At 60.2% G+C, this 17,261-nt stretch carries 13 protein-coding genes; 6 read left to right on the forward strand and 7 right to left on the reverse strand.

The window, feature by feature from the left end:
* Positions 1-93 precede the first annotated feature (93 nt).
* On the forward strand, positions 94-291 hold the full coding sequence (locus ACI2KS_RS05295; RefSeq protein ID WP_404617892.1) for a hypothetical protein: 198 nt from the start codon (positions 94-96) through the stop codon (positions 289-291).
* On the opposite strand, the gene ACI2KS_RS05300 is transcribed toward ACI2KS_RS05295, so the two are convergent.
* From ACI2KS_RS05300 to ACI2KS_RS05310, 3 genes are read right to left on the reverse strand one after another with little or no spacing between them, the layout of a single operon-like run.
* Positions 268-1,263, reverse strand: a complete 996-nt coding sequence (locus tag ACI2KS_RS05300; RefSeq protein ID WP_404617894.1) for a YbhN family protein — start codon at positions 1,261-1,263, stop codon at positions 268-270. The two genes, ACI2KS_RS05295 and ACI2KS_RS05300, sit on opposite strands and share 24 nt — an antisense overlap.
* Positions 1,260-2,039, reverse strand: a complete 780-nt coding sequence (locus ACI2KS_RS05305) for a DUF2334 domain-containing protein (RefSeq protein ID WP_404617896.1) — start codon at positions 2,037-2,039, stop codon at positions 1,260-1,262. Before ACI2KS_RS05305 ends, ACI2KS_RS05300 begins: the two co-directional genes overlap by 4 nt.
* The gene (locus ACI2KS_RS05310; protein ID WP_404617898.1) at positions 2,032-3,156 is read right to left on the reverse strand and encodes a glycosyltransferase family 4 protein; all 1,125 of its coding nucleotides are present in this window, start codon (positions 3,154-3,156) and stop codon (positions 2,032-2,034) included. Before ACI2KS_RS05310 ends, ACI2KS_RS05305 begins: the two co-directional genes overlap by 8 nt.
* A gap of 230 nt (positions 3,157-3,386) precedes the next feature.
* Here ACI2KS_RS05310 and ACI2KS_RS05315 point away from each other — a divergent pair, with 230 nt between their 5' ends.
* The gene (locus ACI2KS_RS05315; protein ID WP_404617900.1) at positions 3,387-4,871 is read left to right on the forward strand and encodes a helicase HerA-like domain-containing protein; all 1,485 of its coding nucleotides are present in this window, start codon (positions 3,387-3,389) and stop codon (positions 4,869-4,871) included.
* A gap of 137 nt (positions 4,872-5,008) precedes the next feature.
* Here the strand turns inward: ACI2KS_RS05315 and ACI2KS_RS05320 are convergent, their stop codons facing one another.
* Entirely contained in the window at positions 5,009-6,481 is a 1,473-nt protein-coding gene (locus ACI2KS_RS05320; protein WP_404617902.1) for an inorganic phosphate transporter, read from the reverse strand.
* A gap of 237 nt (positions 6,482-6,718) precedes the next feature.
* On the reverse strand, positions 6,719-6,916 hold the full coding sequence (locus ACI2KS_RS05325) for a hypothetical protein (RefSeq protein WP_404617904.1): 198 nt from the start codon (positions 6,914-6,916) through the stop codon (positions 6,719-6,721).
* Positions 6,917-7,739: 823 nt separating this feature from the next.
* Between ACI2KS_RS05325 and pcaR the strand changes: the two genes are divergently transcribed.
* From pcaR to pcaD, 4 genes are all read left to right on the forward strand, one after another.
* On the forward strand, positions 7,740-8,582 hold the full coding sequence (pcaR, locus tag ACI2KS_RS05330) for a pca regulon transcriptional regulator PcaR (RefSeq protein ID WP_404617906.1): 843 nt from the start codon (positions 7,740-7,742) through the stop codon (positions 8,580-8,582).
* Positions 8,583-8,910: 328 nt separating this feature from the next.
* Positions 8,911-10,113 (forward strand): 3-oxoadipyl-CoA thiolase, encoded by a 1,203-nt coding sequence (pcaF, locus tag ACI2KS_RS05335; RefSeq protein WP_404617908.1) that lies wholly within the window; start codon positions 8,911-8,913, stop codon positions 10,111-10,113.
* A 189-nt stretch (positions 10,114-10,302) separates the two neighbouring features.
* A complete protein-coding gene (locus ACI2KS_RS05340) occupies positions 10,303-11,592 on the forward strand; it encodes an MFS family transporter (RefSeq protein ID WP_404617910.1) in 1,290 nt (429 codons plus the stop codon).
* A gap of 85 nt (positions 11,593-11,677) precedes the next feature.
* Positions 11,678-12,466 (forward strand): 3-oxoadipate enol-lactonase, encoded by a 789-nt coding sequence (gene pcaD / locus ACI2KS_RS05345; protein ID WP_404617912.1) that lies wholly within the window; start codon positions 11,678-11,680, stop codon positions 12,464-12,466.
* A gap of 197 nt (positions 12,467-12,663) precedes the next feature.
* Here pcaD and ACI2KS_RS05350 read toward each other — a convergent pair whose 3' ends face one another.
* The gene (locus tag ACI2KS_RS05350) at positions 12,664-14,130 is read right to left on the reverse strand and encodes an AdeC/AdeK/OprM family multidrug efflux complex outer membrane factor (RefSeq protein ID WP_404617914.1); all 1,467 of its coding nucleotides are present in this window, start codon (positions 14,128-14,130) and stop codon (positions 12,664-12,666) included.
* On the reverse strand, positions 14,127-17,261 hold the full coding sequence (locus ACI2KS_RS05355) for an efflux RND transporter permease subunit (protein WP_404617916.1): 3,135 nt from the start codon (positions 17,259-17,261) through the stop codon (positions 14,127-14,129). The genes ACI2KS_RS05350 and ACI2KS_RS05355 overlap by 4 nt, the downstream gene beginning before the upstream one ends.

The following is a 17,261-nucleotide window of genomic DNA, read 5'->3' on the forward strand; positions in this document are numbered from 1 at the left end:
ACAGGTCTGTCAGCACATCAGGTGCCTGATGCGAGCGTATCGCGAGCAAGCTCATTCCTGTAGGTAGGGTGAGCTATTCAAGAGGGCAACCCTGTGACCGACCCGCTCGACAAAGCCACATCCAAGGCCCCACCGACTCTGGGCGGAGGCTGTCTCAGTCGTTATGACCCGGATGCGCTGTCACCTGAGGATGGCACCGAGTTCGAAGGCGCGGCGCAATTGTGGGAACAGCTCAAGCCTGCCGTCATCGTCGAGGATGACGAGCCATCAGACAGCCTTGACCCGCAATAGCTTGAGCAGCAGCGGCCTGCCAACCATCAGCAGGAACACTGGGCCACCGGCCACCAGATAGAAGTAGTAAGTCACGATTCGCCAGATGAGAATCGCCGCCGCAGCGGTCGATTTGCCCACCATCGGGGCCAGCAAGGCGGCCGAGGTCAGCTCCGCAGCACCGGCACCGCCGGGTGACAGGCTGAATTGTCCGGCACTGAGTGAAAGCATCTGCACCAGGAATGTCCACGCCCAGTCGATGTCGACGCCCAACCCCTGAAGCGCCAGGTACATCACGCTGTAGCGCAGGCTCCAGTGAACGCAGGTCAGCGCAAACACCTGCAGCAAAATACGGTGAGGCATCTTCCAGGTTTCCGCCAACGCATCGCGAAAGTGCAAAAGCTTGCGCGCCCAACGAATGCGCGTGCTGTCCTTGCGCTTCAGACGTTTGAGCAACTTGCCGTTGAACAGAATGATGCGCCGGTGGTAACGCGCAAACCCGGCACAGGCACACAGACCCGCACCGATCAGCAGAGCACTGGCGATGAGCATCCACTCCAGGTTTTCACTGAGCTTGTGGAACACCGCATAGATCAGGATCCCGATCAGGGCGAGGAGGAAAAACACCAGGTCATTGAGTTGGTCGGTGGCGAACGCTGCGGTGCTTTTTGCCGGGCCGATGCCGCTACGCGATAACAGCGCGACCAGGGTCAGCGGCGCGCCACTGCCACCGGGCGTGGCGCAATAGGCGAACTCGGTGGCCATCACCACGCCCAGGCTCCTGCGCATACCGAGCCCGCTGGCGCTGTCACCCAGCAGCAGGCGCAAGCGCATGGTGTTCATGCACCAACCCACCAGGACCATGGCGAACATACCCAGTAGCAGGGTCAGGGGAAAGTGACGCAAGCGGTGAAAGAGCTCGGCACCGCCCATGAACACCGGAATCAACAGAGCAAGCAGCAAGGCTATGGCCAGCCAGACAAGTCGCTTCACGCGGCGGACCTGAAAGCGGGTTGCTGCTGCAGCCAGGTGAATTTGCTCATAGGCGTGCGGCCGCCCTCGAGCAGACGGGTGAGCGTGTTCAGCCAGTACGCTCGGGAAAATTCGTGACGCATGTCCACCGGGTGCAGGCCCAGGCGAATGGTTGGGGCAGTTTGCAAATGAGCCTCACGCTGATCACTGATGAGTTTCGACAGGCCGCGTCGCCAGGCGCTGCGAGCGCTCCAGACGATGCCCGGAGCATCGATTGGAGAAAAGTCTGGCAGACGATACAGATGTTGCGCGTCACTTGTGTAGTCCAGTGGCAGCTGACGCAGGGCATTGCGGGTGCCTTCGCTCATCAGCCAGGCCGGCGCGACGAAGCCATGCAGCGGCCAGTCGTTGCGCCGAAACAACTGCATACCGGCCTCCAGTCGCTGCAGCGCCTGCGCCTGGTCGAGGGTATAAAACTCGCCCTCCCAGGTGTAAATGCGGCGCATGAAGTAGTCCGCCGGCGTACGCGGGGCAGGGCTGTCATCGCAGTGGTAATACCCGTGCAGCGCCAATTCGTCACCGCGTTGCAACCGCGAATGCATCAGACGCTGGAAGTCGGGTGCGCGCTCGATGCAATCGGCTTTATGGAAATCCGGCACGACCAGCCAGGTCATCGGAACATTGCCCAGCGCATCGACAGCCTCGACAAAGGGTCGATAGTCCGGCCAGGTCTGCGGAGCGACGTCATGCAGCACCAGCAGGACCGAGCGCCATGGGGCATTCATCGGATCAGCCATGGGCGTAAGCCGCTTTGTCGACACGGGTGCTGCTGCCCAACACCGCCTCATAGTGCCCCAGCAAGCCGCAAACCACTGCATCCCACGCATAATGCCGTTCGACATGGCGGCGTGCGGCGAGCCCCATGCTCGGCGCATCCTGCCTGAACAACTGCCGCACCGCTGCGGCCATTGCCCTTGGCTGGTTGGGTGGACACAGCAGGCCGCAGCTGTCGGGAATGATTTCGCGAAACGCGCCAGCATCCACCGCAACCACTGGGGTGCCGCTGGCCATGGCCTCCAGCACCACCAGTCCGAAGGTTTCCTGGTCGCCGGCATGCACCAGCGCATCGGCGCTGGCCAGCAAACGCGCGATCTCGGCAGCGGGGCAGAAGCGATCGATCACCGACACATTGGACGGCACGCCGCTGGGCATGTGTGAACCGACCAGCAACAGGTGAAAGCCCGTGCCGAGCAACTTCATGCAGTCCAGCAGGACTGGCAGGTGTTTCTCCCTGGAACCGCGCCCGGCAAAGATCAGCAGGCGGGTGTCGTCATTCAGGCCCAGTCCGGCTTTGAGTCCGGGGTCGCGGTGCGCGGGATCGAACGTCTGCAGGTCGACGCCCAGTGGTTGTACGTGAACATTTTTCACCCCCAGGCGGGTGAGCTTCTCGGCCATGACCGTGCTCGGTGCCAGGACTCGGTCGAAGTTGCCATAAAGCTTACTGACATAGTTCTCCACGTTGGTGCCCAGCCAGGTGCCGATGCGGTTGCTGACCAGCAGCGGCAAGTCCGAGTGATAGAAGCCGATCACCGGCACATCTAGCTGACGGCGCGCGTCCAGCGCTGCCCAGGCTGTCAGGTACGGATCTCCGGCTTCAATCAGATCGGGCTGCAAATCACGCAAGGTGTTCAGCCAAGGCGTTGCCCGCAGGGGAAACCGATAGCCATTGCCAAATGGCACTGGCGGCGCGGGCACCCGGTAGACACCGTCTGCATGGCTGCTGCCGGCACCCGGAATCAACAAGCTGTGGCGAACACCGGAATAAAGCGCCAGGCGATGATGCTTGGCATCCAGATAGGTACGCACGCCGCCGCTGGCAGGGGCGTAAAACATGGTCATGTCAGCAATATGCACGATGGCCTCCTTTGCGCAGTGCTTCGTCCTTGGTTGACCTCTCTGAATAATAGATGTTCGGTCGGGAATCGTTGGGCAGGACGGGTACCGCAGGGGGCATCCCATTGCTCTAGCGGGCATGAACTAGAGTGAAGGTGTCAGCTGTGCACGGCGCTGTCGGGGGTGTGTGCATCGATGACGCTGGCGCCTGGTTATTTGCAAGGCAACCAATGCAACTTGCAGGAGAAGATATGCCGGATTCTCAACAACTATTGATCGGTGCGCGCATTGACGGTGAGCCCGTGGGGCAGGCGCTGCGTCTTGCCAATCGCCACGGGCTGATAGCAGGTGCGACGGGCACCGGTAAAACCGTGACTCTGCAGCGCCTGGCGGAGGCGTTCAGTGACGCCGGGGTGGCGGTATTCGCCGCGGACATCAAGGGTGATCTGTGCGGGCTGGGTGCGGCAGGCAATCCTCAGGGCAAGGTCGCCGAGCGAATTGCCGGTATGCCCTGGCTGAACCACACCCCGCAGGCCTATCCGGTCACGTTGTGGGATGTGCATGGTCAGTCCGGCCATCCGTTGCGTACGACCCTGTCGGAAATGGGCCCGTTGCTGCTCGGCAGTTTGCTGGAGCTGACCGACAGCCAGCAGTCTGCGCTTTACGCGGCTTTCAAGGTGGCCGACCGGGACGGTTTGCTGCTGCTGGACATCAAGGATCTCAAGGCGCTGCTCAATCATCTGCGTGAAAATCCGCAGGTGCTCGGCGAGGACAGCGCGCTGATGACGACCGGCTCAAGCCAGGCGCTCTTGCGGCGTCTCGCGGTACTGGAGCAGCAGGGCGCCGAAGCACTCTTCGGCGAGCCGGCGTTGCAACTGGAAGACATTCTACAACCGGCCAGTGATGGGCGAGGGCGGATCCACCTGCTCGATGCCAGTCGCCTGGTGCATGAGGCGCCAAAGGTCTACGCGACCTTTCTGTTGTGGCTGCTGGCCGAGTTGTTCGAGCAACTGCCCGAGCGTGGCGACGCCGACAAACCACTGCTGGCGCTGTTTTTCGACGAGGCGCATTTGCTCTTCGCCGACACCCCCAAAGCGTTGCAGGACCGCCTCGAACAGGTGGTTCGATTGATCCGCTCCAAGGGCGTTGGCGTCTATTTCGTCACCCAGTCGCCGGGCGATCTGCCAGACAACATTCTGGCGCAGCTGGGATTACGTATTCAGCACGGCCTGCGGGCTTTCACCAGCAAGGAGCAAAAGTCCTTGAGGGCTGTGGCGGAGGGGTTCAGGCCCAATCCCGAATTCGATGCGCTGTCAGTGCTGACCGAGCTGGGCATCGGCGAAGCGCTGGTGGGAACGTTGCAGGACAAAGGCACGCCGGAGAGGGTGCAGCGGGTCCTGGTCGCACCCCCGCAATCACGAATAGGCCCGTTGACCGACGCCGAGCGCCGGGCGCTGATCGCTCAATCTCCGCTGGCCGGGCGTTACGACAAACCCGTCGACCGTGAATCCGCCTATGAAATGCTGCTGGCACGCAAGGGCGCGCCGACCCAGCCTGAACAGCCGCCCGAGGCCAAAGCCGAAGGCGGGTTCGCCGATATGGCGGGAGGCTTTCTCGGGGGATTGGCCGGGCAGGCAGTCAAAAGTGCCATGCGTCAGGCCGCCAATCAGATCGGACGGGAGCTGGTGCGAGGCTTGATGGGGTCCTTGCTGGGCGGGAGCAAGAAGCGCCGTTGAGTGCGTTCAACGAAACGGCTTGTTGGCGGTGATCCTGCGAGCGTCAAGTTGGCGTGCGCAGCCGCTGGAGGTGATGCCTGAATTAAAAAAATGCCCATTCATTGAATGGGCATTTTCAGATCACGCGGCCAGTTGAATCAGGCCAGGGCCTTGGACGCCAGCCAGAATAAACCCGCCGACAGAGCGACGGTGGCGGGCAGGGTCAACACCCAGGCCAACAGAATGTTACGCACGGTGCCGCCTTGCAGACCGCTCTTGTTGGCGACCATGGTCCCGGCGACGCCGGACGACAGGATGTGCGTGGTCGAGACCGGCAGGCTGAACACGTTGGCCAGGGCGATGGCGCTGGCTGTGGTGATCTGCGCCGACATGCCCTGTGCATAGGTCATGCCCTGCTTGCCGATCTTCTCGCCGATGGTCAGCACTACCCGTTTCCAACCCACCATGGTGCCGACACCCAGCGCCAGGGCGACAGCGAAGATCACCCAGAACGGTGCGTATTCGGTGGTGGTGGTCAAATCCTTGCGCAGTTTCTCCAGGTCGGATTTTTCGCGCGCATCCAGCGTCGGCAGTTTGCCGACCTTGCGAGCGGTGTCATCCAGACACAACAGGTAGCGACGAACTTCAATGCGATGCTCGGGGGCGAGACTGTGGTAGTCGGTCACGCCTTTGAGGTTGTTGAGCAATGCATCGATGGTCGGTTCGGTCTGCTCAGGGTTGCAGCTGAATCGCTCGGGCAGGTCGCCCGTCGTGGATTTGCCAAGGGCCAGGAATTCACCCAGGGTTGCGTTGTTGCGCTGGTAGAACTGGCTCAGGTGCAATGTCGCGTCGCGGGTGCGTTCGATCTGGTAGGTGGTGGTACTCAGGTCCAGGACGAACTGCGCCGGTACGATACCGATCAGCACCAGCATGATCAGGCCAATGCCTTTCTGACCATCGTTGGAGCCGTGCACGAAACTGACGGCCATGGCCGAGATCACCAACACCAGGCGATTCCAGAACGGCGGGTGCTTTTTGTCGTCGAGCTTGCGGCGCTGCTCAGGTGTCTTGTGCATCTTCGACAACGGACGCCAGGCCTTCAGGCCCAACAGCACCAGTGCCGCGACGACGAAACCCAGCAATGGTGAGAACACCAGCGAGGCACCGATATCGATTGCCTTCTGCCAGTTGACGCCATCGGCCAGCGGAATATGGTTGATCAGCGCGTTGGCAAGGCCCACGCCCAGGATCGAGCCGATCAGGGTGTGTGAACTGGACGCGGGAATGCCGAAGTACCAGGTCCCCAGGTTCCAGGTGATCGCGGCGGCCAGCAGCGAGAACACCATGGCCAGACCATGACCGGTGTTGACATTGATCAGCAACTCGACCGGCAGCAAGTGGACGATGGCATAAGCGACGCCGACGCCGCCCAACAGCACTCCGAGAAAGTTGAACACACCCGAAAAGAATACGGCCAGATGCGGCGGCATGGCTTTGGTGTAAATGACTGTCGCCACCGCATTGGCGGTGTCATGAAAGCCGTTGATGAACTCGAAGGTGAGGACAAAAGCCAGGGCGAGCAGCAGGCTCACAATCACCCAAGCATCCAGTCCGCTGAATAAATCGATCATGGAAGGTTTTCTGACCCGGTATTAAGGGGGCGGGATTATGACAGAAAAAAAACTAATCGATAGGCAAGCCGCCAATTGGTAGCAACCTGCAACGAAATTTCTCTTCAGTGACCCCGTTGACTTCCTGTCAGGAAGCAAAAATGCAAACGTGCACGCTTCAACCTTAGCTGAAATTGAACGAAATCAACCAGGCTTCTGAGCATCATCCCACGGCTGGTCTTTTTACCCACCCGGGGTTCAGGGCTCTTCTTTGAGCTCGCTTTCCATCTTCTCAAGCTCTTGCTTGAACGCCTGGTCGAGCAAGCTCGCGCGTTTGCGCCAAGGCTTGCGCTCAGGTTCGGGTTGAGCGGCGTAGGTGGTTATCTCGCCGCCGTAGACTTCCTTGTAACGTTGTTCCTGGCGCTCTAGTTCTGCGCGCAGTTCATCTTTGGTCACGTTATTACCTGACTGAGTAGAGTTTGATTCTGGTGATAACGCCGTGGCTGGAAGTCTCGGCAGCCATCGACCGGCTGCTGGATTAAACGTTCGCGATGAGTTTCGGCGAAAGTGTTAAACACTTCTGTCACATGCGGCTACGCGCACCAGAACGACAAAAACTGTCGTAGCTACATTCGTGTTTCATTTGCCAGGATAGTGGCTGATCGACCGGGCTTATGGCCCGTTTATCGCTGCGCAATGCACTGGGGTAGTGCAAGCGGCGGGTAGATTGGATCCACGCCAGATTGGGCGGTGGTGTCATCTACGCCGTAGCGTTAAAGCACGTCAATTGCCGAGTACTATCTCCAAGAAGGTCCAAAGAGTCAACTGTAGTGGGGTCTCTATTCATTAATCGAGGATAAATACTGTTTTTATGTACGAAGGTTCCGAAGTTGATGCCGGTCAATGTGCGACAGAACGTTGTTATTCAAACAGGATTAATCCATGGACAAAATTCTGACGACGTAATTCCTTCAAGAGGGGCTTGAGGATTTGCGCGGGAATGTATCCGGATTCTTACAGAGAGCGGCGGGGAGAAGCTGAGACAAAAACGGCCTTGCGGGTAGCAAGGCCGTGCCTGGGACTTCTCAGTGGGTACCTGACCAGTATTTCCAAGAAGCCACATGGTGGCGTGTGAAAGGTATAAGCAACTGCGTCACCGGTCAATTGCGATTATCGCCCAGTGGTTCGATAATCGCCCAAATTACCCTTGCCGCAGCTCGAAAAAGAGATGAGAGTGGCGTTATACAAGGCCTCTGTGGCCGCGACGAACGGTATCGACATGAACGACCAACTGCGTAATTCCTTCGCTTCGCTGGCCCCGCCCATCGTCGCATCGCCAGCCAAGCGGATTCAGGCCCTGACCGGAGATCCGGATTTCATGACCTCGCTGGCGCGCGGATTGGCGGTCATTCAGGCCTTTCAGGAGCGCAAGCGGCATCTGACCATCGCCCAGATCAGCCATCGCACCGAGATTCCTCGCGCGGCGGTAAGGCGTTGTCTGCACACGCTGATCAAGCTGGGCTACGCGACAACCGACGGCCGTACTTATTCGTTACTGCCCAAGGTGCTGACGTTGGGTCACGCCTATCTGTCGTCGACCCCGCTGGCGGTTTCTTCGCAGCCGTATCTGGATCGGATGAGCGATCAACTGCATGAGGCCTGCAACATGGCCACGCTCGAGGGCGACGACATCCTTTATATAGCGCGATCGGCCACCACCCAGCGGCTGATTTCGGTGGACCTTGCGGTGGGCGGGCGTTTGCCGGCCTATTGCACGTCCATGGGCCGAATCCTGTTGGCCGCGCTGGATGATGTGTCGCTGCACGAATACCTGGAGCATGTCGACCTGCAGCCAAAAACCAGCCGCACGTTGCGTACTGCAGAGGCCTTGCTCGAATGCCTGCAGCAGGTTCGTCAGCAGGGCTGGTGCATCGTCGATCAGGAGCTGGAGCAGGGCCTGCGCTCCATCGCGGTGCCGGTCTATGATGCATCGGGCCAAGTGTTGGCGGCGCTCAATGTCAGCACCAGCGCCGGGCGTGTGGCGCGCAATGAACTCGAGCAGAAATTTCTGCCGATCATGCTCGATGCCAGCCGCGATCTGAGCACTCAGTTATTCACATGAGCAAGGTGGCATGGGCGGTATTGGCCTGTGCGGTGCGACCGGATGACCGTGACATGATGCGCATGCCTTCGTAATCACGTTGTCGATCACTCTGTGTTCGGTTATCGAACACAGAGTCGATTATCGGATTGTCGCGCCTGACGCTCAGGCATAACCTCAGCACCCTGCATTGAGGCGTTGCCCACGAACAGGGAGTCGCCGCCACCGGCCGGTCAGTGCGTCTTGCCTACGACATTGTGTCTGCGCGCGGCCTGCCCATTTTGAAATGACTGCTTTGCCTGACCTGACAGCGCCTGGCGCAGCAGCTCACGGCCCCACCAGGAGAAGCATGATGCGTGACGTGTTTATCTGCGATGCAATCCGTACCCCGATCGGCCGTTTCGGTGGCGCGTTGGCCACCGTTCGCGCGGATGATCTGGCGGCTCTGCCGATCAAGGCGCTGATGGAGCGCAACCCGTCAGTGGACTGGAACGAGGTTGACGAAGTGTTCCTCGGTTGCGCCAACCAGGCAGGCGAGGACAACCGCAACGTCGCGCGCATGGCAGCGCTCTTGGCGGGCCTGCCTCACAGCGTGCCGGGCGTGACGCTCAATCGTCTGTGCGCTTCTGGCCTGGACGCTGTAGGCAGTGCCTTCCGTGCCATTGCCTGCGGCGAGATGGAGTTGGTCATTGCCGGCGGCGTCGAGTCCATGTCGCGGGCACCGTTCGTGATGGGCAAGGCGGACACGGCTTTTGCTCGGGCTCAGAAACTTGAAGACACCACATTGGGCTGGCGCTTCGTCAACCCGCAGATGAAAGAGCGCTATGGCGTCGAAACCATGCCGCAGACCGGTGACAACGTTGCCGAAGACTTCAAGGTTACCCGGCAAGACCAGGATGCGTTTGCCCTGCGCAGTCAGCAGCGCACCGCCGCGGCCCAGGCTCGCGGCTTTTTCGCAGAGGAGATCGTGCCAGTGCGTATCGCCCACAAGAAGGGCGAGACCATCGTCGACCAGGACGAGCACCCGCGGGCCGACACCAGTCTTGAGGGCCTGGCAAAGCTCAAGCCGGTCAACGGTCCGGGCAATACGGTGACCGCCGGCAACGCTGCTGGCCTGAACGACGGCGCTGTGGCGCTGATCCTGGCCTCGGCCGAAGCGGTCAAGAAACACGGTCTGACCCCGCGTGCTCGTGTGCTCGGCATGGCCAGTGCCGGTGTCGAACCGCGGGTCATGGGCATCGGTCCGGTCCCGGCGGTGCGCAAGCTGGTCAAGCGTCTGGGCCTGACCGTCGCGGATTTCGATGTCATCGAACTCAACGAGGCCTTCGCCAGCCAGGGTCTGGCAGTCATGCGTGAGCTGGGTATCGCTGACGACTCGCCCAAGGTCAATCCCAATGGCGGCGCCATCTCCCTCGGTCATCCGTTGGGCATGAGCGGCGCGCGCCTGGTGCTCACGGCGTTGCATCAACTGGAAAAAACCGGCGCCAGCAAGGGACTGGCGACCATGTGCGTCGGCGTAGGGCAGGGCCTGGCCCTGGCAATAGAACGATAAACGACGCGCTGCCAGGCCTTCACCCGAGTCATCGATTGCCTTGTTGAACGGGCGACCTGATGGCTCGGGCGGTTGTCCTTGTGATGTCGAAGTGTTACTGCTTAAGTCTTAGTGTTGCAGACTATGTCGTAGACTAGCCCGAGGACTTTGTCCGATATGGCTGGTCTTTATAAAAACTGGGGAAAAATAATGACAACGACTCACTACACCGGAGAAGAAAGGAGCAAGCGGATATTTGCGATTGTAGGTGCCTCTTCCGGCAACCTCGTGGAATGGTTCGACTTCTATGTCTATGCCTTCTGCGCGATCTACTTCGCACCGGCTTTCTTCCCGTCCGACGACCCGACCGTGCAGTTGCTCAACACCGCCGGGGTGTTTGCCGCAGGCTTTCTGATGCGTCCTATCGGTGGCTGGCTGTTCGGGCGAGTGGCCGACAAGCATGGCCGCAAGAATTCGATGATGATCTCGGTCCTGATGATGTGCGCAGGCTCTCTGGTCATCGCCTGTCTGCCGACCTATGCCTCGATCGGTGCCTGGGCGCCGTTTCTGCTGCTGATCGCACGGCTGTTCCAAGGGTTGTCGGTCGGTGGCGAGTACGGCACCACGGCTACCTACATGAGCGAAGTCGCGTTGCGGGGGCAGCGTGGGTTCTTCGCATCGTTCCAGTACGTGACACTCATTGGTGGCCAGTTGCTAGCAGTGTTGACCGTGGTCATCCTGCAGCAGTTTCTCAGTGCCGATGAGCTCAAGGCCTACGGCTGGCGGATCCCGTTTGTGGTCGGCGCCATCGCGGCGGTGATTTCCCTGCTGCTGCGTCGCTCGCTGAAGGAAACCACCACCGCGGATGTACGCCAGGACAAGGACGCTGGCAGCATCACCGCGCTGTTCCGTGACCACAAGGCTGCGTTCATTACCGTGCTGGGTTATACCGCCGGCGGGTCGCTGATTTTCTACACCTTTACCACGTACATGCAGAAGTACCTGGTCAATACCGTGCACATGGACCCCAAGACCGCCAGTTACATCATGACCGGCGCCTTGTTCCTCTATATGTGTATGCAGCCGGTGTTCGGCGCCCTGGCGGACAAGATCGGTCGCCGCGCTTCGATGCTGTGGTTCGGTGCTTTGGGTACCCTTTGTACCGTACCGTTGCTGATGACCCTCAAGACCACCACCAGCCCGGTCATGGCGTTCGTCCTGATCACGCTGGCGCTGGCCATCGTCAGCTTCTACACCTCGATCAGCGGTCTGGTGAAAGCCGAAATGTTCCCGGTGCATGTTCGCGCGCTGGGGGTTGGCCTGGCATACGCCGTGGCCAATGCGATCTTCGGTGGCTCGGCCGAATTCGTCGCTCTGAGCTTCAAAAACATGGGCTCGGAAAACATCTTCTATTGGTACGTGACGGGCATGATGGCGATCGCCTTCCTGTTCAGCCTGCGGTTGCCGAAAAAACCGGTGTATCTGCACGAAGATCACTGATCCATCACGCGTGCGCCTGTGACAGGGCGCGCGTCATCCACACGCTTGAATGACTTTCACGCAAGTGCTCGACAAAGGAGCTGCTATGGCATTCGTACAACTTCAAGAGGGTGAAATGCATTACCAGATCGACGGCCCTGCCGGCGCGCCGGTGCTGGTGCTTTCCAATTCGCTGGGTACCGATCTGCATATGTGGGATGCGCAAATCGCCGCCTTCAGCAAGTCGTTCCGGGTCGTGCGCTATGACACCCGTGGTCACGGCAGATCCCTGGTGACCCAGGGCCCGTACACCATCGAGCAGTTGGGGCGCGATGTGCTGGCGTTGCTCGACGCGCTGAATATCAAGCAAGCGCATTTCTGTGGTTTGTCCATGGGCGGTTTGATCGGCCAGTGGCTGGGCATTCACGCCAACGACCGTCTGCACAAGTTGATCCTGTGCAACACCGCCGCGAAGATCGGTGGCCCTGAGATGTGGGGGCCACGGATCGACATGGTCGAGAAGGGAGGTGAGCAGGCGATGAAAGATCTGGGTGCCGGTGCTGTAGGACGTTGGTTCACGCCGGAATTTGCCAAGGATCATGCCGACAAGGTCACGCCGGTCACCGATGTGCTGGCCGCCACGTCGCCCCTTGGCTACGCAGCGTGCTGTGCGGCTGTGCGCGATGCTGATTTTCTCAAGCAGGTGGGCTCGATCACAGTGGATACGCTGATCATCTGCGCCAGCCATGACTCGGTCACCACGATTGCCGATGGGCACTATTTGCAGAACCATATCCATGGCTCGCAGCTGTCCGATTACTATGCGGCGCACCTTTCCAGTGTCGAGTTGGGTGAGACGTTTGCGCTGCGTGTGACGGAATTTTTGTTGAGCTGAGTTGTTAGGATTCGGAATACACCCCCGCACCCCTGTAGGAGCCGGCTCGCTGGCGAACGTGGTGTGTCAGCCATCGATGTGTTGTCTGACATTGCGCATTCGCCAGCAAGCCGGCTCCCACACGTTTTGCGGCTTCCGGGTTGTGCCTACCCATAAAAAAACCCACCAGTCGGTGGGTTTTTTCTTCAAACGTTAAATCAGAACATCCGCATTGCCGGCACATCACCCGAGGTCGGTTTTTTCTCACCGTTCTGGGTCTGTTCGTACCAGCCGCCGCCGAGGGCGCGGTACAGGTTGACCTCGCTGCTCAGTTGCGAGAGACGATCGGTGATCAACGATTGCTGCGCGTTGAACAACTGACGCTGGGCGTCGAGGAAGGTCAGGTTGCTGTCGATCCCGATACGATAGCGACGCTCGGCCAGACGGTAGTAGTCCTGGTTGGCTGCGACGAAGTCGTTTTGCGCCTTGAGCTGATCGGTAAAGGTCTTGCGCGCAGCCAGGCCATCGGAGACTTCCTGGAACGCGGTCTGGATCGCCTTCTCATAGTTGGCCACGCCAATATCCTTCTGGATCTTGGAGTAGTCCAGGCTGGCGCGCAGGCTACCGGCGTTGAAGATCGGCAGATTGATCTGCGGCTGGAACAACCAGGTACCCGAACCGCCCTTGAACAGACCGCTCAAATCGCCACTGGCCGTGCCGGCATTGGCCGTCAGGCTGATGCTCGGGAAGAACGCCGCGCGTGCGGCACCGATGTTGGCGTTGGCTGCCTTGAGGTTGTGCTCGGCCTGGAGGATATCCGGACGACGTTGCAGCAATTCCGAAGGCAGGCCTGCCGGCATTTCATTGAGCATGTCAGCACTCAATGGTGGAGACGCGGGCAGATTGGCTGGCACGCCGGTGCCCAACAACAGCACCAGGTTGTTCTCGTCCTGCGCCACCAGGCGCTGGTACTGGGCCAGCTTGACCCGGGCGTTTTCCACCGAGGTCCGCGACTGCGCAAGATCCAGCGCCGAAGCGACACCGACTTCGTTGCTACGCGCAGTCAGACGCAGGCTCTCTTCGAAAGCGCCGAGGGTGTCCTGGGTCACCTTCAGCAGTTCCTTGTCCGCCTGCCGGGTCAGGTAAGCGTTGGCGACGTTGGCTACCAGACTGATCTGCGTGGTGCGACGCGCTTCCTCACCGGCGAAGTAGGTCTCAAGCGCCTGCTCGCTCAGGCTGCGCACGCGGCCGAACAGATCCAGCTCGTAAGCGCTGATGCCAAGCCCCACCGAGTACTGGCTGGTGATACCCGCCTGACCGGTTTGCGACAGGTCGCCCGGCACCCGTTGACGAACACCGGAAGCCTCGGCGGCAACGGCCGGGAACAGGTCAGCCCGCTGGATGCGGTATTGAGCCCGGTAGGCGTCGATGTTCAGCGCCGCGACACGCAGGTCGCGGTTGTTCACCAACGCAGTCTGGATCAACTGCTGCAGGGCCGGGTCACGGAAAAACTGACGCCAGCCTTGTTCGACCGCTGCCTGGTTGGGCGCGTCGGCCGGCGAATACGCCGGGCCTTGCGGGTACTGAGCGGCCACCGGTGCTGCGGGCTGCTTGTAATCGGGGATCAACGAGCAGCCGCTGAGAACAATCGCGGTAACTGCCAGAGAGATCAGGGACTTGCTCATTGGCCAGCCTCATCGTGTGGGATGTGTTTCTGTTTGCTCTTGAACAGCGCGGATACCGACACAAAGAACAGCGGTACCCAGAAGATCGCCAGGATAACGGCGGTAATCATACCGCCGATTACGCCCGTACCAATCGAATGTTGACTGCCCGCACCGGCACCCGAGGAGATGGCCAGAGGGACCACACCCAGGATGAATGCCATGGAGGTCATGACGATCGGTCGCAAACGCATCCGGCAGGCTTCGATGGTCGCCTCGACCAGTCCTTTGCCCTGCTCATGCAGTTCCTTGGCGAACTCGACGATCAGAATGGCGTTCTTCGCCGCCAGACCCACCGTCACCAGCAAGCCCACCTGGAAGAATACATCGTTGGACAGGCCGCGCAGGCTGGTCGCCATCAACGCTCCGATGACACCCAACGGGATGACCAGGATGACCGCGATCGGAATCGACCAGCTTTCATACAGGGCCGCCAGACACAGGAAGACCACCAGAATCGACAGCGCGTACAGCGCCGGCGCCTGGGATCCTGACAGACGTTCCTCGTAGGACAGACCGGTCCACGAAATACCGACACCTGCTGGCAGTTTCTTCGCCAGTTGCTCGACTTCGGCCATGGCCTGGCCGGTACTGTAGCCCGGGGCTGGCGTACCCAGTACTTCTTCGGCTGGAACGCCGTTGTAACGCGACAGTTTGGGCGATCCGAATACCCACTCGCCGCTGGCAAACGAGGCGAAAGGCACCATCTCTCCGGAGCTGTTGCGCACGTACCACTTCTTCAGGTCTTCAGGCTTCATTCGTGCGCCAGGCTCACCCTGCACGTAAACCTTCTTGACCCGACCGCGGTCGATGAAGTCGTTGATGTAGTTACCGCCCATGGCAATCGACAGCGTGGTGTTGATGTCCGACAGACTGACACCCAGTGCCTGGGCCCGTTCGTCATCGATCACCAGCTGATACTGCGGCTCATCGCTCAGGCCGTTGGGACGAACGCCCGCCAGCACCTTGCTCTGCGCAGCCATGCCGAGCAGCTGGTTACGCGCTTCCATCAGCTTGGCATGACCCACGCCACCCTGATCCTGCAGGTAGACGTCGAAACCGGTGGCGTTACCCAGTTCCAGTACCGCAGGCGGTACCACAGCGAAGGTCATCGCGTCGCGGAAGCCAAAGAAGTGTTGTTGGGCGCGTTTGGCCAGTTCAAACACGCTGTTGGACGAGTCGCGGGCTTCCCACGGCTTGAGCATGATGAACGCAAGGCCGGAACTCTGCCCACGACCGGCGAAGTTGAAGCCGTTGACCGTGAATACCGAGTTCACCGCGCCGGATTCCTGCTCCAGCAGGTATTTGCGCATGTTGTCGATCACCACCTGGGTGCGCTCTGCCGAGGAGCCGGGTGGGGTCTGGACCTGAGCGAAAATCACGCCCTGGTCTTCTTCGGGCAGGAATGCGCTCGGGATCCGGGTGAACATCCAGACGGTGCCGCAGATGATCAGCAGATAGACCAGATAAGCCGGGATCTTGTGCTTGATCATGTGACCGACGCCACGCTCGTAGCTGACTACGCTGCGGTCGAAGGTGCGGTTGAACCAGCCAAAGAAGCCACGCTTCGGTTGCCCGTGCTTTTCGTGGTCGATGGGCTTGAGCAGTGTCGAGCACAGGGCCGGGGTGAAGATCAGGGCGACCAGTACCGACAGCGCCATCGCCGAAACAATGGTGATCGAGAACTGGCGGTAGATCACACCGGTCGAGCCGCCGAAGAAGGCCATTGGCAGGAGCACCGCCGACAGCACCAGTGCGATACCGACCAGTGCACCCTGGATCTGCTCCATCGACTTGATGGTCGCTTCCCGGGGCGAGAGCTTGTCTTCGGCCATTACCCGTTCGACGTTCTCCACCACAACGATGGCGTCGTCCACCAACAGACCAATGGCCAGGATCATGCCGAACATGGTCAGGGTGTTGATGGTGAAACCGGCAGCGGCGAGGATGCCGAAGGTGCCCAGCAATACCACCGGGACCGTCATCGTGGTGATGATGGTTGCGCGGAAGTTCTGCAGGAACAGGTACATCACCAGGAACACCAGTACGATCGCTTCACCCAGGGTGTGAACAACCCCGGAGATCGACTCCTGGACGACTGGCGTCGTGTCGTACGGATAGACCACTTTCATGCCAGGCGGGAAAAACGGCTCCAGCTGAGAAATGGTGGTGCGAATCGCCTTGGCGGTGTCCAGCGCGTTGGCGCCGGTGGCCAGCTTGATCGCCAGACCCGAAGCCGGTTTGCCGTTGAACTGAGCGTCGATGCTGTAGTTTTCACCACCCAGGCCAACCCGTGCCACGTCCCTCAGGCGCACCTGGGAGCCGTCCTGCTTGACCTTGAGCAGAATGTTGCCGAACTGTTCGGCGGTCTGCAGGCGGGTCTTGCCAATGATGGTGGCGTTCAGTTGCTGGCCCTTGAGCGCAGGCAGACCGCCGATCTGGCCGGAGGACACCTGCACGTTCTGGGCGGTGATAGCGGCTTTGACGTCGACCGGCGTCAGCTGGAAGTTGTTCAGCTTGGCCGGATCGAGCCAGATACGCATCGCGTACTGGGCGCCGAACACCTGGAAGTCACCCACACCGGAGGTACGGGAGATCGGATCCTGCATGTTCGACACGATGTAGTTGGACAAGTCTTCCTTGCCCATGCTGCCATCTTCGGACACCAGGCCGACCACCATCAGGAAGTTCTTCACCGCCTTGGTCACGCGGATACCCTGCTGCTGTACTTCTTGCGGCAGCAGCGGGGTCGCCAGGTTCAGCTTGTTCTGCACCTGAACCTGAGCGATGTCCGGGTTGGTCCCCTGGTTGAACGTCGCGGTGATGGTCATGCTGCCGTCGGAGTTACTTTCCGAGGCGACATAACGCAGGTTGTCGATACCGTTGAGCTGTTGCTCGATCACCTGGACCACGGTGTCCTGCACGGTCTGCGCGTTCGCGCCCGGGTAGGTGACCTGGATCGCGATGGCCGGTGGTGCGATGGCCGGGTACTGGTTGATCGGCAGTTTGAGGATCGAGAGCGTCCCCACCAGCATGATCACGAGGGCAATTACCCACGCGAAAATAGGCCGGTCGATAAAAAATTTCGACAT

Origin of the sequence: Pseudomonas sp. NPDC087358, from assembly GCF_044900785.1 — a bacterium.
In the GTDB taxonomy this organism is placed as follows: Bacteria; Pseudomonadota; Gammaproteobacteria; order Pseudomonadales; family Pseudomonadaceae; genus Aquipseudomonas.